Annotated in this window: 9 protein-coding genes; 7 read left to right on the top strand and 2 right to left on the bottom strand. The window is 64.7% G+C overall.

Annotation, left to right across the window (positions count from 1 at the left end):
• Positions 1 to 151 precede the first annotated feature (151 nt).
• From LHU53_RS10475 to LHU53_RS10460, 4 genes are read left to right on the top strand one after another with little or no spacing between them, the layout of a single operon-like run.
• On the top strand, positions 152 to 1,132 hold the full coding sequence (locus LHU53_RS10475) for a substrate-binding domain-containing protein (protein WP_227332601.1): 981 nt from the start codon (positions 152 to 154) through the stop codon (positions 1,130 to 1,132).
• The gene (locus LHU53_RS10470) at positions 1,129 to 3,507 is read left to right on the top strand and encodes a hybrid sensor histidine kinase/response regulator (RefSeq protein ID WP_227332600.1); all 2,379 of its coding nucleotides are present in this window, start codon (positions 1,129 to 1,131) and stop codon (positions 3,505 to 3,507) included. The genes LHU53_RS10475 and LHU53_RS10470 overlap by 4 nt, the downstream gene beginning before the upstream one ends.
• Positions 3,508 to 3,530: 23 nt before the next feature.
• Positions 3,531 to 5,669 (top strand): GGDEF domain-containing response regulator, encoded by a 2,139-nt coding sequence (locus tag LHU53_RS10465; RefSeq protein ID WP_227332599.1) that lies wholly within the window; start codon positions 3,531 to 3,533, stop codon positions 5,667 to 5,669.
• Between the two features lie 10 nt (positions 5,670 to 5,679).
• Positions 5,680 to 8,298 (top strand): response regulator, encoded by a 2,619-nt coding sequence (locus tag LHU53_RS10460; RefSeq protein WP_227332598.1) that lies wholly within the window; start codon positions 5,680 to 5,682, stop codon positions 8,296 to 8,298.
• Here LHU53_RS10460 and LHU53_RS10455 read toward each other — a convergent pair.
• Both LHU53_RS10455 and LHU53_RS10450 read right to left on the bottom strand, forming a co-directional pair.
• Positions 8,289 to 9,926 carry an NAD-dependent malic enzyme gene (locus LHU53_RS10455; RefSeq protein ID WP_227332597.1) on the bottom strand — a complete coding sequence of 546 codons (1,638 nt, stop codon included), beginning with the start codon at positions 9,924 to 9,926 and terminating at the stop codon, positions 8,289 to 8,291. The two genes, LHU53_RS10460 and LHU53_RS10455, sit on opposite strands and share 10 nt — an antisense overlap.
• Positions 9,927 to 10,093: 167 nt before the next feature.
• On the bottom strand, positions 10,094 to 10,588 hold the full coding sequence (locus LHU53_RS10450; protein WP_227332596.1) for a hemerythrin domain-containing protein: 495 nt from the start codon (positions 10,586 to 10,588) through the stop codon (positions 10,094 to 10,096).
• 218 nt (positions 10,589 to 10,806) lie between these two features.
• Here LHU53_RS10450 and LHU53_RS10445 point away from each other — a divergent pair, with 218 nt between their 5' ends.
• Genes LHU53_RS10445 through LHU53_RS10435 form a run of 3 tightly spaced genes read left to right on the top strand, consistent with a single transcriptional unit; the run spans position 10,807 to position 15,502 of the window.
• Positions 10,807 to 12,639, top strand: coding sequence for an FAD-dependent oxidoreductase (locus tag LHU53_RS10445; protein WP_227332595.1), 1,833 nt, complete (start codon positions 10,807 to 10,809; stop codon positions 12,637 to 12,639).
• Entirely contained in the window at positions 12,636 to 14,450 is a 1,815-nt protein-coding gene (locus LHU53_RS10440; protein ID WP_227332594.1) for a 2-oxoacid:acceptor oxidoreductase subunit alpha, read from the top strand. The genes LHU53_RS10445 and LHU53_RS10440 overlap by 4 nt, the downstream gene beginning before the upstream one ends.
• Positions 14,447 to 15,502, top strand: a complete 1,056-nt coding sequence (locus LHU53_RS10435; protein ID WP_227332593.1) for a 2-oxoacid:ferredoxin oxidoreductase subunit beta — start codon at positions 14,447 to 14,449, stop codon at positions 15,500 to 15,502. The genes LHU53_RS10440 and LHU53_RS10435 overlap by 4 nt, the downstream gene beginning before the upstream one ends.
• Positions 15,503 to 15,538 lie beyond the last annotated feature (36 nt).

Below are 15,538 nucleotides of genomic sequence, written 5' to 3'. Positions count from 1 at the left end.
GTGGGCGCCGACCCGACCTCACCCCAGACTTGATCAGGGCGCCTCCCTGCGCTGCGGCTGGGTGCCAGCACGGGTCCGAGCCGCGACTTGGCTTCATTTATAGTGCGTGCGCGGCTGTCGTTGGCCCAGACATAGTTCCTAAAATAAGTCGATGCATCTATTTCAATTGGTACTGACCGCGGCCCTGAGTCTGGGATTGGCGGGTTGTGGCCCATCCGCCGGCCCCAGCATCAACACACCGCCCGAGCCGGTGGCACCCGCTCCCGCGCCGGTGGTCAAAAAAGAGATCGGGCTGGTCATGAAAACCCTGACCAACCCGTTTTTTGTCGAGATGGAAAAAGGCGCCCGGCGGGCTGAAAAAGACCTCGGCGTCAACCTCACCGTCAAGACCGCGGCCCAGGAAACCTCCATCGAGCAGCAGATCCAGCTGGTCGAAGACCTGATTGCCGCCAAGGTCGACGCCATCGTCATCGCCCCGGGCGACTCGCAGCGGCTGGTGCCAGCCCTCAAAAAAGCGCATGACGCAGGCATCCGCATCGTCAACATCGACAACCGGCTGGACCCCGAAGCGGTGCAGCAGGCCGGCCTGGCGCCGGTGCCCTTCGTCAGTGTGGACAACGAGGCTGGTGCGTTCAAGGTCGGCCAGTTCCTGGCCCAGGGCATCACCGTGCCGACCGAGGCTGCCATTCTGGAGGGCATCCGCAGCGCCGACAACGCCAAACAGCGCGCCGCCGGGGCCCGCCGCGGCCTGGCGCAAAACCCCAACATCCGACTGGTGGCCTCGGAAACCGCCAACTGGAAAATTGACGAGGCCTACGCCGTGACCCGGCAACTGTTCAAACAGCACCCGCGCATCAAGCTGCTGGTGGCGTCCAACGACGTGATGGCCATCGGCGCCCTGAAATACCTGCAGGAAAGCCGCCGCAAGGGCGTCAAGGTGGCCGGTTTTGATGCGCTTGACGAGGCGCTGGCCGAGATCCGCAGCCAACGCCTGGCCGCCACGGTGGACCAGCAGGCCGGTGAACAGGGCTACCAGGGCGTGGCCCTGGCCTTGCGGCTGGCGCAGGGCAGCGCGGTGCCGTCGGTGACCCTCATCGACACCCGCTTGATCACCGCTGCCACGCTGCCTTGACCGCGCAACCCAGCGTGAAAAAACGCGCCAGCATCACGGCCAAGCTGCTGGGCTACCTGCTGGCAGCAGGGGTGCTGCCGGTGATATTGCTCGGCGTGGTGGCGTTCGAGACCTCCAAGCGCATCGTCATCAGCCAGGCCGAGGCCGACAACACCCGGCTGCTGGCCAGTTTTGCCTCGTACCTGAAGCTGTACCAGGGCCAGATCGAAGACCTGGCGGCCAGCGTGGCCGGCAACGCCGAGATCGGGCAGGCGCTGCGCCGCGCTGACGAACAATCGGCCGACACCTTTGATGCGCTGGACCTGCGCGCCCGCATCGGCTACATCCTGAACAGTTATGTGCGCGCCCAGGGACTGGTGTCGCTCAACGTGTTCTCACGCGGCGGCGCGCGCTACCAGGTGGGCGAGACACTGGAAGCCAGCCTGATCGGCCCCCAGGCGGTGGACACCTTGCTGCAGGAAGCCAGTGCCGCCAACACCCCGGCGCTGTGGCGCGGCGCGATGGACAACCTCAACCTCCACTCTGACCAGAAAAAGGTCGTCGGCGTGACACGGGGCATCCAGCACTTCTCCCCCCTCACCGGCAAATCCGAGGTGGTGGGGGTGGTGGTGATCAGCCTCAACAACGACATCATGAACAGCTTTCTGCAAAGCATGCCGCTGGAGCCGGGCAGCCAGCTCATGGGGGTGGACCGGCAGGGCAACATCACCCTGCACTCCGACCCCGGCCAGTTCGGCCAGCCGGTGCAGCCCGAGCTGCTGGCGCTGATGCGCGCGCCCACCCCGGTGACCCGGCTCACCCTCAACGGGCAAGAGGTGCTGATGCACGTTTTGCCCGCCTCAGGCCAGCAAGGTCTGCTGGTCATGATCAAGCCGCGTGCCCCACTGACCCAGCAAGTCAACCAGTTGGCCGTGTTCACCTTTGGCCTGGTGCTGCTGGCGTTGCTGGCGGTGCTGACGCTGGCTTGGGCCTTTGCCCGCACCATCGTCACGCCGATCCGCGCGGTGTCGACGGGTTTTGGCCAGATTGCCAGCCAGTCCGCGACGCCCAAACCGCTGCCGGTGGACAACGTGCCTGAAGAAATTACCCAATTGATCCAAGGCTACAACAGTCACCTGCTGGCCTTGCAAGCGCAGGCTGCGGCTTCGCAAGAGCTGCGCCTGGCCAAAAACGAGGCCGAGGCCGCCAACGTGGCCAAGAGCCGCTTCCTGGCCACCATGAGCCACGAGATCCGCACCCCCATGAACGGCATCCTGGGCATGGCGCAGTTGCTGATGAGCCCCCAGCTCACCGACAGCCAGCGCCTGGACTATGCGCGCACCGTGCTCAGCTCGGGCCAGTCGCTCTTAAGCCTGCTCAACGACATCCTGGACCTGTCCAAGATCGAGGCGGGCAAGTTCCAGCTCGACCTGACCGAGCTGGACCCGAGCGCTCTGCTGACCGACATCCAGGCGCTGTTTGCCGGCGCGGCCAAAAACAAGTCGCTGGCACTGGCTTGCAGCTGGCAAGGCCCGCCCGCGCGGCGCTACCAATGCGACAGCCACCGGCTGCGCCAGATGCTGGCCAACCTGGTGGGCAATGCCGTCAAGTTCACCCGCCGCGGGCAGATTGAGGTCACGGCCCGCGAGATCTCGCAAGACGGCCAGCGCGCGGTGCTGGAGTTTGTCGTCAGCGACACCGGTGTGGGCATCGCGCCAGACAAGTTGCCCCTGCTGTTCAAGCCGTTTTCGCAGGCCGACAGTTCCACCACCCGGCAGTTTGGTGGCAGTGGCTTGGGGCTGTCCATCGTCAGCAGCCTGGCCCAGCTGCTCGGTGGCGAGGTTGGCGTGGACAGTCACCCGGGCCAGGGCTCGCGCTTCTGGTTGCGGGTGAACGCCGCTCTGCTGCCCGATGCCCCCACCCTGCCACCCACGCAGCCTGAACCCGCACCGGTGAGCCCCACGCCAGCCAATCTGACACCGCCCGCTGCGCCCGCCAGCGCTGCCCTGCCCGCCCTGCCGGTGCTGGTGGTGGAAGACAACGTGGTGAACTGCCTGGTGGTGCAAGGCCTGCTGGCCCAGATGGGGCTGGCGGTAGAGACCGTGCACGACGGACAGCAGGCGCTGACGCGGGTGCAGACGGGCGGGCGATTTGCCGTGATCCTGATGGATTTGCAGATGCCGGTGATGGACGGTTATGCCGCCACCGCCGCCATTCGCCAGTGGGAAGCGGACAGCGCCAGCCCACGCACACCCATCCTTGCGCTGACCGCCGATGCCTTTGACGAAGACCGCCAGCGCTGCCTGACGATCGGCATGGACCACTTTCTGACCAAGCCGATTGCCCTGCAGGCGCTGCGTGCCGCGTTGCAACCCTGGCTGCCCCAAAGCGCATAATTTCACCCCGCCTTCGCCGAGACATGACCGCCGCCAAACCCACCATCCTGGCCATTGACGACACCCCCGTCAATTTGTTGACGCTGGGCGCCACCCTCAAACACGACTTTGACCTGCAGATGGCCACCTCGGGTGAAATGGGCCTGGAGCTGGCGCGGCAAAACCCGCCTGATCTGATCCTGCTGGACATCATGATGCCCGGCATCGACGGTTTCGAGACCTGCCGCCGGCTCAAGGCCGAACCCGCGCTGGCAGACATTCCGGTGGTGTTCGTCACCGCCCTGCATGAACAGGAATTTGAGCTCAAGGGGCTGGCGCTGGGCGCCTGGGACTACATCACCAAACCGATCCAGGTCGACACCGCACGCCAGCGCATCCGCAACCTGCTCGAACACGAGCGCCTGCGCAAACAGGTGGCGCTGCAGCGCGACCAACTCACCCAGGAACTGGCCGAGCGCCAGGCCAGTGCCAACCAACTCAAGCTCGCTGCGGGCGTGTTCACCACAGCGCGCGAAGGCATCGTCATCACCGACACCACCGGCACCATCGTCGATGTCAACGATGCGTTTTCCCGCATCACCGGCTATGGGCGCCAGGAGGTGCTGGGCCAGAACCCGCGTTTTCTGCGCTCCGGCCTGCAGGGCAAAGCGTTTTACGAGACGATGTGGCAGGAGTTGCTGAGCAAAGGCCACTGGTATGGCGAAATCTGGAACCGGCGCAAAAGCGGCCAGGTGTATGCCGAGATGCTCACCATCACCACGGTGTGTGATGAGAGCGGCCAGGCCCAAAACTATGTGGCCGTGTTCTCTGACATCACCGCCCTCAAAGAGCACGAGACCGAACTCAGCCACATGGCGCACTACGACGTGCTGACCGGCCTGCCCAACCGGGTGCTGCTGGCCGATCGCCTGCAACAGGGCATGCTCCAGGCCGAGCGCCACGGGCGTTTGCTGGCGGTGGTGTTTCTGGATCTGGATGGCTTCAAGCTGGTCAACGACCGCTACGGCCATGAGGCGGGCGACCAGTTGCTGATGGCCGTGTCCCGCAACATGAAAAAATCGCTGCGCGAAGGCGACACGCTGGCCAGGCTGGGTGGTGATGAGTTTGTCGCCGTGCTGGCGGACCTGGACAACACGGCGGTGAGTGTCCCGATGCTGGCTCGCCTGCTGGAAGCCGCGTCCCAGCCGACCCTGTTTGGTGGGCTGGAGCTCCAGGTCTCGGCCAGCATGGGCGTCACCTTTTTCCCGCAGGACACCGAGGTGGAGGCTGACCAGCTGCTGCGCCAGGCCGATCAGGCCATGTACCAGGCCAAACTGGCCGGCAAAAACCGCTTTCAGGTCTTTGATACCCAGCATGACAGCGGCCTGCGCAGCCGCCACGAAAGCCTGGAGCGTATCCGCCAGGCGCTGCACGCCAACGAGCTGGTGTTGTATTACCAACCCCAGGTGAACATGCGCACCGGCACGGTGACGGGGGTGGAGGCGCTGATCCGCTGGCAGCATCCCGACAAAGGCCTGCTGCCCCCGGCGAGCTTTTTGCCGCTGATTGAAGACAGCCCGTTGGCCAACGAGGTGGGCGAGTGGGTGATGGCGACCGCCCTGCGGCAGATCAGCCAATGGCGCAGCCAGGGGCTGAGGCTCCCGGTGAGTGTGAACGTGGGCGCACGCCAGTTGCAGCAGAGCAACTTTGTCACCCGGCTGAGCGCCACCCTGGCCGCCCACCCCGACATCCAGCGCGGTGACCTGTCCATCGAGGTGCTGGAAACCAGCGCCCTGCAAGACCTGGCCGGGGTGTCGCTGGTGATTGCCCAGTGCAAAGACCTGGGCGTGGACTTTGCGCTGGACGACTTTGGCACCGGTTATTCGTCCCTCACTTACCTGAAGCGCCTGCCGGTGTCGCTGCTCAAGATGGACCAGAGTTTTGTGCGCGACATGCTCGTTGACGCGGACGACCTGGCGATTCTGGAAGCGGTGATCGGGCTGGCCCGCGCGTTTCGCCGCGAGGTGATTGCCGAAGGGGTGGAAACCATCGCCCACGGCACGCGCCTGCTGGAGATGGGCTGCGACCTGGCACAGGGGTACGGCATTGCCCGGCCCATGCCGGCTGCCGCCGTGCCCGACTGGGTGGCGCAGTGGCGCCCCGACCCGGCCTGGGTCCATTGACAGGGATGGCATGACCGATTCGCCTCACCCGCCAGCGGCGCCAGAGCCGCTGCGCCACAAACGGGTGCTGCTGGTGGAGCCCGCCGCTGACGATGCGCGCCTGATCAGCCAGCAACTGCAGGGCAGCCACAGCGAGGTGTTTGAGGTGCAGTGGGTGCGTAACCTGGCGCAGGTGCAGGCGCTGTCAGGCACCCATGGCTTCCTCCCCGATGTGGTGCTGCTGAACCTGCACCTGTCGGACTCGACCGGCGTGGCCGGGGTGGAGCGCTGCCGGGCGCTGGTGGATGCGCCGATCGTGGTGCTCACCGCACTGGACGACGAGGCCGCCAACCGCGCCGTGATCGAGTCGGGCGCCGAGGACTACCTGGTCAAGGGGGGCAGTGGCGCCGCGCTGCGCAAGGCGGTGCGTTATGCCATGTTGCGCTACGAGCGCGACCGCGAAGCACGCCTGGCCACGGCGGTGTTCACCCACGCCCACGAGGGCATCATGATCACCAACCCCAGCGGCATCATTGTGGATGTCAACCCGGCACTCAGCCGCATCAGCGGCTACAGCGCGCAAGAGCTGATCGGCCAGCATCCGCGCGTGCTGCTCTCAGCGGCCCACCAGGCCGAGTCCTACAGCAGCTTGTGGCGCGAGATCCTGACCCGAGGCGCCTGGCAGGGTGAGCGCACCAACCGCCACAAGGACGGCCACGACTACACCGCCTGGGAGTCGATCAAGCCGTGCCGCAACCCGCAGGGTCGCATCGTCCAGTACATCGGCGTGATGATCGACATCAGCGAGCGCAAACTCGCCGAGGCGCAGCTGCTGCACAGCACCCAGTTGCTGCGCACCGCCATCGAGGCGATTGACGAGGCCTTTGTGCTCTTTGATGCCGATGACCGCATGGTGTTCTGCAACGACAAATACCGCGAGTCGTACGCCACCTGCGCCGATCTGATCGTGCCGGGCGCCCGTTTTGAAGACATCATCCGCGAAGGGGCGCGGCGCGGCCAATACGCGCAGGCCTTGGGTCGCGAAGACGCCTGGGTGGCCGAGCGCCTGGCGCAGCACCGGCGCGCCGACAGCACCTTGACACAACATCTGGACGACGGGCAGGTGCTGCGCATCATCGAGCGCCAACTGCCCGATGGCGGCAATGTGGGTTTTCGCGTCGACATCACCGACCTGGTGCGTGCCACCGAGGAAGCGCAAGCGGCCAACCTGGCCAAAAGCCGCTTTCTGGCGGTGATGAGCCACGAGATCCGCACCCCGATGAACGGCATTCTGGGCATGGCGCAGTTACTGCTGGCACCCCAGCTCAGTGAGCATGACCGGCTGGACTATGCCCACACCGTGCTCAGTTCCGGCCAGTCGCTCTTGAGCTTGCTCAACGACATTCTGGACCTGTCCAAAATCGAAGCGGGCAAGTTCCAGCTCGACCTGACCGAAGTGGACCCGCAAGCGCTGCTGGCCGAATCGCGGGCGCTGTTTGCCGGCGCAGCCCGAAACAAGGGGCTGGTTTTGGAGGTGGCCTGGCACGGCCCGCCGGACCGGCGCTACCGCAGCGATCTCCATCGCCTGCGCCAGATGCTCAACAACCTGGTGGGCAACGCCATCAAGTTCACCCACCGGGGACACATCCACATCGAAGCCCGCGAGGTGGACCACGACGACCAGGGCGCGGTGGTCGAGTTTGCCGTGACGGATACCGGCGTGGGCATCGCCGCCGACAAGCTGGCGCTGTTGTTCATCCCGTTTTCGCAGGCCGACAGCACGACCACGCGCCAGTTTGGCGGCAGCGGGCTGGGGCTGTCGATCGTGCACAGCCTGGCCAAATTGCTGGGCGGTGACACCGGCGTGCAGAGCGTGCCCGGCGCGGGCTCACGGTTCTGGTTCCGGGTGCGCCTGCAGCGCCTGGCCAGCGCCCCCAGCACCGCCCTGGCGCCTGCAGGCCCGCTGGACACGGCCCGTCCGGCCACCCCAAGTGCCAGCCCGCTCAGCGGCCGCGTGCTGGTGGTGGAAGACAATGCCGTCAACCGGATGGTGATTGAGGGGATGCTGACGCAACTCGGCCTGGCGGTGACGCTGGCCAACGACGGCCAACAGGCGCTGGACCACGTCTGCGGGGGTCATCGGCCCGATGCCATCCTGATGGATGTGCAGATGCCGGTGATGGACGGTTACGCCGCCACCAGCGCGCTGCGCCACTGGGAAACCGCCCACGGGCTGGCACGCACACCCATCATCGCGCTGACGGCTGACGCCTTTGAAGAAGACCGCCAGCGTTGCCTGGCCAGTGGCATGGACGACTTTCTGCCCAAACCCATCGCCATCACGGCACTGGGTGCGGCACTCCAAAAATGGTTGCCCCCGTCAGCTGGCCCCGGCGCCCTGCCAACGCCTGAGGCCACGCTGCAGCCGCTGGACTGGCCGCGTTTCGAGGCCGCGCTGGCGCAGCTGATGCCCTTGCTGGCACTGAACAAATTTGACGCCATCGCCCACTTCGAGACACTGCAGGCGCTGGCCGCCAACACCGCGCTGAGCGCCCCGCTGGCGGAGGTAGCCGATCTGGTGAAAACGCTGCGCTTCCAGGAAGCCGCCAACCAGCTGCAGCAGCTGGCTGGCCCCTACCGTCAAACGTAGGAGGTGTAGCGCGGGTCGTACACGTGCCCGCGCACCAGGTCCAGCAGGCTCTCCGGGCGTGACCGTGTGGCCAGGCCACGCTCGAAAATCACCTCGGCCACGGCCACGGCGATGTGCACCGACACCTCGCGCACACTCGTCAGCGGGGGCAGCAGGCTGCCCTGTTGCAAATCCTCTGGTGTCACGTAGGCAGCCAGCGTTTGCGCCGCGGCCAAGAACATCTCGTCGGTGATGTGTCTGGCCCCACAGGCGATGGCCCCCAGCCCCAGCCCGGGGAAGATGTAGGAGTTGTTGCCCTGGCGTGGCACCAGCGTTGTGCCGTTGTACTGCACCGGCGCAAACGGGCTGCCGCAGGCAAACAGCGCGCGCCCCTCGGTGGCTTGGTAGGCCTCTTCGGCGGTGCATTCGGCTTTGGACGTCGGGTTGGACAGGGCAAACACGATCGGCTGGGCGTTGAGGGCGGCCATGGCCTGCAGCACCTCGGTGGTGAAGGCGCCACCGACCGCCGCCACACCAATGATGGCGGTGGGTTGCAGGGCGTGCAAGGCACCCTGGAAACTGGCGACCTCGGGATGCGGGTGAGCGTAGGGCAGTTTTTGCTGTGCCAGGCCGGTGCGCGATGCCACCACCAGGCCTTTGGAGTCCACCAGCCAGCAGCGCTGGCGCGCCAGCTCGGGCGCCACGCCTTGCGCCACCATGGCCGCCACCAACAGGTCGGCAATGCCGGTGGCCGCCTCGCCTGCGCCCAGAAACAGGAATTTTTCGTCCGCCAGCTGGGTGCCCTTGACGCGCAGTGCCGACAGCACCGCTGCCAGGGCCACTGCGGCGGTGCCCTGGATGTCGTCGTTGAAGGTGCAAATCTTGTCGCGGTATTTTTCCAGCAGCCGGAAGGCGTTGTGGTTGGCAAAGTCCTCGAACTGGATGATCACATTGGGGAACACCTCGCGCGCGGCGGTGATGAACTCGTCCACCAGTTCGTCATAGGCCGCGCCGGTGACACGGCGGCGGCGCAGGCCCACATAGTACGGGTCGGCCAACAGGGTTTCGTTGTTGGTGCCCACATCGAGTGTGACCGGCAGGCAGATGGCCGGGTCAATGCCGGCGCAGGCGGTGTAGAGCGACAGTTTGCCCACCGGGATGCCCATGCCGTTGGCACCCAGGTCACCCAGACCCAGAATGCGTTCACCATCGGTGACCACGATGATGTCGGCCTTGTTGGGCCAGTTTTTCAGGATGTCGGCCACACGGCCCCGGTCATGGATGCTGATGAACATGCCCCGGTGGCGCTGAAAAATGTGCCCGAAGCGCTGGCAGGCCAGCCCCACGGTGGGGGTGTAGATCAGCGGCATGATCTCGTCGAGGTTGTCACACACCACCCGGAAAAACAGCGCCTCGTTGCGGTCATGCAAACCGCTGAGCGCCATGAATTTGTCGATCGGGTCCGGCAGGCGGCGCATGTTTTCCAGAAAACGCGCCACTTGCTCGTCCTGGGTCTGCACATGCGGGGGCAACAGGCCACGCAGCCCCAACACATCGCGCTCCATCTCGGTGAACGCCGTGCCTTTGTTCAGCAGCGGGTTTTGCAGCAGGGCCATGCCATGCGGGAGGGTGTGGGGGTGGATCTTCATGGGTGTCGTCCTCGGGGATTGATGGATGCATCTGTCATGGCCGACAGGCGAATCGTCCGCCTGCGGTGAGGGGCGCTGGCCGCTCTTTGGCAGCCTTGGGGATGGCTCAGCCGTGGCTGGCTGCCGGCCCTTGATCCATCAGGGCCAAAGACACGGTTTTTCTTGGATCAGCTGGCCAGACGCTGCTTGCGGGCCGCCAGCTCAACGGCAAATTGGCCCTTGGCTTCGGGATAAATCAGCGTTTCTTCGAGCACGATGTGGTCGTGCAGCAGCGCCAGGAACACCTCCACGTTGTGCTGCAACTCGGTCAGATCGACCCCGGATTCCCCCTCGGAAATGGCCCGCAGCATGGGCGAGAGTTCGCGCCAGTTCTGCTCAATCCAGCCGTGGTCTTGCTGCAGGGTGCGCACCGCCTGCACCAGCTCGGCGTTGTCGCTGGCCAGCAGTTTGGGGAACACATTTTTCTCTTCGTCCAAGTGGTGCTGCAGCGCGTTGCCAGTGAAAAATGCCTCGATCACCCGCATCTGGTCACGGTACTGACTCTCGTCAGCACCCGACTGCAGCTTCTCCAGCACATCCGTCAGCGCCGCCAGGTGTTCATGGATTTGCTGGTGGCACTCGTCCAGGGCTTGAAAACGATCGGGTTGGGACACTGGCTTCATCACTTACTCCTTTTGAGATATCAAGATTGAGACGTTTAGTGCGACTGTAGCGGCAACGACGACCTAGTTTCGCTGATTTGACGCCGGGATGTCATTTGATTTACGTCATGTTTTCTGCAATTCGCCATCCCCCGCCAACCCAGGCAACAGCGCTTGGCGTACCATCATCGGCACCCGCTCTGGCACCCACCGCCTGCAAGCGGGGCAAGGAGACAACTTTGCAAGCCACCCACACCGCCAACCCGGCCTATTTTCACAAGGTCGTGGACTGCCAATGGGCCTGCCCGGCCCACACCCCCGTGCCCGAATACATCCGCCTGATCGGACAAGGCCGCTACAGCGACGCCTACATGGTCAACTGGGTGTCCAACGTGTTTCCGGGTGTTTTAGGCCGCGTTTGCGACCGCCCCTGCGAGCCCGCCTGCCGACGCAGCCGCGTCGAGGAAAACAATGGCACCCGACCCGAAGCGGTGGCCATTTGCCGCCTCAAACGTGTGGCCGCAGACTACAAGGACGATGTGTCAGCGCGTATGCCCGCCATCGCCCCCGCCAACGGCAAACGGATTGCCTGCGTGGGCGCCGGGCCCGCGTCTCTCACGGTGGCGCGTGACCTGGCGCCGCTGGGCTACGAGATCACCATTTTTGAAGGCGAAGCCAAGGCCGGCGGCTTCATCCGCTCCCAGATCCCGCGCTTTCGTCTGCCCGAAGAGGTGATTGATGAGGAAACTGGCTACATCCTGGACATGGGCGTCAAGTTCCGCAGCAACCAGCGGGTGGACTCGATGCAGGCGCTGCTGGCCGAAAACTATGACGCCGTGTTTGTGGGCTGCGGTGCCCCACGCGGGCGCGAGCTGGACGTGCCCGGCCGCCTGGAAGCCGCGGCGCACATCCATATCGGCATTGACTGGCTGGCCAACGTGTCGTTTGGCCACATCAAGAGCGTGGCCGAGCGCGTGATTGTGCTGGGCGGCGGCAACACCGCCATGGACTGCTGCCGCTCGGCGCGGCGCCTGGGTGGCAAAGACGTGAAAGTGGTGGTGCGCAGCGGCTTTGAGGAAATGAAAGCCTCGCCCTGGGAAAAGGAAGACGCCCAGCATGAAGGCATTCCGATCCTGAATTACCACGTACCCAAATCGGTGGAGCATGTGAACGGCAAACTCACCGGCATGACGTTCGAGATCGTCCGCGCCGAATACGACGCCAAGGGTCGGCGCAGCCTGATCCCGACCGGCGAGCCCGACGTCCATCTGGCATGCGACACGGTGCTGGTGGCCATCGGCCAGGAAAACGCTTTCCCGTGGATCGAGCGCGACTGCGGCATCGCCTTTGACAAATGGGGCCTGCCGGTGCTGGGTGAGGGCACCTTCCAGTCCACCGTGCCGAACGTCTTTTTTGGTGGTGACGCCGCTTTCGGCCCGAAAAACATCATCACCGCCGTGGCGCATGGGCATGAGGCGGCGGTGTCGATTGACCGGCTGCTGAATGGCGAAGATGTCAACCGCCGACCGCCGCCCATGACGCACCTGATGTCGCAAAAGATGGGCATCCACGAGTGGAGCTACCGCAACGACGTCTCCAACGACATGCGTTTTGTGGTGCCCTGGGCGCCTGCCGAGAAAGCGCTGGCCAGCATCCGGGTCGAGGTGGAACTGGGGTTTGATGCCGCCACCGCCTTCAAGGAAGCCAGCCGCTGCCTGAACTGTGATGTGCAGACGGTGTTCAACCGGGGCACCTGCATCGAATGCGACGCCTGTGTCGACATCTGCCCGATGGACTGCATCACCTTCACCGCCAACGGGGAAGAAGCCGAGCTGCGCACCCGGCTCAAAGCACCGGCCACCAACACGTCGCAAGACCTGTACGTGTCGGCCGAACTCAAAACCGGGCGCATCATGGTCAAGGACGAAGACGTCTGCCTGCACTGCGGCCTGTGCGCCGAACGCTGCCCCACCGGCGCCTGGGACATGCAGAAATTTTTGCTGAACACCACGCAGGCCGGGCCACGCTGCCGAGACACCCAGCCCGCCAGCGCCGCCAAGGAGATCGCATGAAACGCATCGAAGCCGTCAACGACTTTGTGATCAAGTTCGCCAACGTCAATGGCTCGGGCTCGGCCAGCGCCAACGAGCTGTTTGCCAAGGCGGTGATGCGCATGGGCGTGCCGGTGAGCCCGCGCAACATCTTCCCGAGCAACATCCAGGGCATGCCCACCTGGTACGAAGCCCGGGTGTGTGAAAAGGGTTACCACGGCCGGCGCGGCGGCGTTGACATGATGGTCGCCATGAACCCGCAAACCTGGGACGCCGACGTGGCCGAGATCGAGTCGGGTGGCTACCTGTTTTACGACAGCACCCGGCCCATGCCCGCCGCCAAGTTCCGCGACGACGTGTTTACCATGGGCATCCCGCTGACCGACATCGCCAACGCCGCCTACACCGAGCCGCGCCAGCGCCAGCTGTTCAAAAACATCATTTACGTCGGCGCCCTGTCGGTGCTGCTGGACGTGGAAGCCGAGGTGTTCGAAAAACTGTTTGCCGAGCAGTACAAAGGCAAGGAGCGGCTGCTGGAGTCCAACGTGCAGGCGCTGCACTTGGGGCGTGACTACGTCAAAGAGCACATGGCTTACCCACTGGGCATTCGGGTGCAACGCGCCGACAACGTGGGTGACCAGATCTTCACCGACGGCAACAGCGCCGCCGGGCTGGGGCTGGTGTATGGCGGTGCCACCGTGGCCGCCTGGTACCCGATCACCCCGTCCACCTCGATTCCCGAGGCATTCCAGAAGTATTGCGACAAGTTCCGTGTGGACCCGGCCACCGGCCAGCACAAATACGCCATCGTGCAGGCCGAAGACGAACTGGCCTCGATTGGCATGGCGATTGGCGCCGGCTGGAACGGCGCCCGGGCGTTTACCGCCACCTCCGGCCCCGGCGTGTCGCTGATGACCGAGTTCATCGGCCTGGCCTACTTTGCCGAGATTCCGGTGACCATCATCAACGTGCAGCGCGGCGGGCCGAGTACCGGCATGCCGACCCGCACCCAGCAGTCTGACCTGCTCTCTTGCGCCTACGCGTCACACGGCGACACCAAACATGTGTTGTTGTTCCCGCAAGACCCGCACGAGTGTTTCACCCACTGCGCGGCGGCGCTGGACCTGGCCGAGCGCCTGCAGACCCCGATTTTTGTCATGACCGATCTGGACATCGGCATGAACCAGCGCCTGTGCAAACCCTTTGTCTGGGACGACGCCAAGGAATACGACCGCGGCAAAATCATGACCGCCGAAGAGCTGGAAGCGGGCAAACCCTTTGGCCGCTACCGCGATGTGGACGGCGACGGCATCCCCTGGCGCACCCTGCCCGGCACGCATCCGACCAAGGGCGCGTTCTTCACCCGCGGCACCTCGCGCAACCCGCAGGCCATGTACTCCGAGGCCGGGGCCGACTACATCTACAACATGGAGCGCCTGCTGCGCAAGTTCATCACCGCGACCACGTTGGTGCCGCAACCGGTGTTTCGCCCGGCGCAGCAGCCCACCAAGCTGGGGGTGATCTATTACGGCTCCACCAGCCCGGCCATGCGTGAAGCGCTGGACGTGCTGGACCGCAACGGCGTGCATGTGGACGCCATGCGGCTGTGTGCTTTTCCGTTCCCCGAGTCGGTGTCCCAATTCATTGCCGCGCACGACAAGGTGTTTGTGGCCGAGCAGAACCGCGACGGCCAGATGCGCACCCTGCTGATCAACGAGCTGGAGATCAACCCGGCCAAACTGATCCGGGTGCTGCATTACGACGGCACGCCGATCACCGCACGTTTCATCATCCGCACCATCCACAACAGCGTGGCCAAGGAGGCTGTATGACTTTTATCGCCAAACCCCGGTTGCATCACCCCACGCTGCACACCAACAAGGTCGGCTACACCCGGCGCGACTACGAGGGGCGGATTTCGACCCTGTGCGCGGGTTGCGGCCACGACTCGATTTCGGCCGCCATCATCCAGGCCTGCTGGGACCTGGACATCGAGCCGCATCGCGTCGCCAAACTATCCGGCATCGGCTGCAGCTCCAAGACGCCGGACTACTTTCTGGGCGCCTCCCACGGCTTCAACACGGTGCACGGGCGCATGCCCAGTGTGCTCACCGGCGCCAACCTAGCCAACCGCGAGTTGTTGTACCTGGGCGTCTCGGGTGACGGCGACTCGGCCTCCATCGGCCTGGGCCAGTTCGCCAACGCCATGCGCCGCGGTGTGCGCATGGCCTACATCGTCGAAAACAACGGTGTCTACGGCCTGACCAAGGGCCAGTTCTCGGCCACGGCCGACCGCGGTTCCAAAAGCAAAAAGGGTGTGGTCAACAGCGAAAGCCCGGTGGACCTGGTCGGCATTGCGCTGCAACTGGGTGCCACGTATGTCGCACGCAGTTTCTCGGGCGACAAGGCGCAGCTGGTGCCGCTGATCAAGGGCGCCATGGAGCACGGCGGCGCCGCGTTCATCGACGTGATCAGCCCCTGTGTGACCTTCAACAACCACAGCGGCAGCACCAAGAGTTATGACTACGTGCGCCAGCACAACGAGGCGGTGAGCCGCATCGACTTCATGGTGCCCGGCAAGGAAATCACCGCCGACTACCCCGCCGGTTCGCTGGTGGAAGTGGAGCAGCACGACGGCACGATGCTGCGCCTGCGCAAGTTGCACACCGACTACGACCCCACCGACCGTTACGCCGCCATGAGCTACATGCAGACCCACGCGGCCTTAGGTGAGATTTTGACCGGCCTGCTCTACATCGACCCGCTGGCCACCGACCTGCACACCGCCCTCAACACCACCGCTGCGCCGCTCAATACGCTGAACGCCCGCCAGCTCAACCCGGGCCAGAAGGCGCTCGATAAGATCAACGCGGCCTTACGCTGAGAACCCACAACCCGCATTCAACCTTCTCAAAATCCA

Origin of the sequence: Rhodoferax sp. U2-2l, assembly GCF_020594515.1 — a bacterium.
Taxonomy (GTDB): Bacteria; Pseudomonadota; Gammaproteobacteria; order Burkholderiales; family Burkholderiaceae_C; genus Rhodoferax.
This window is presented reverse-complemented; position numbering and strand designations above follow the sequence as displayed.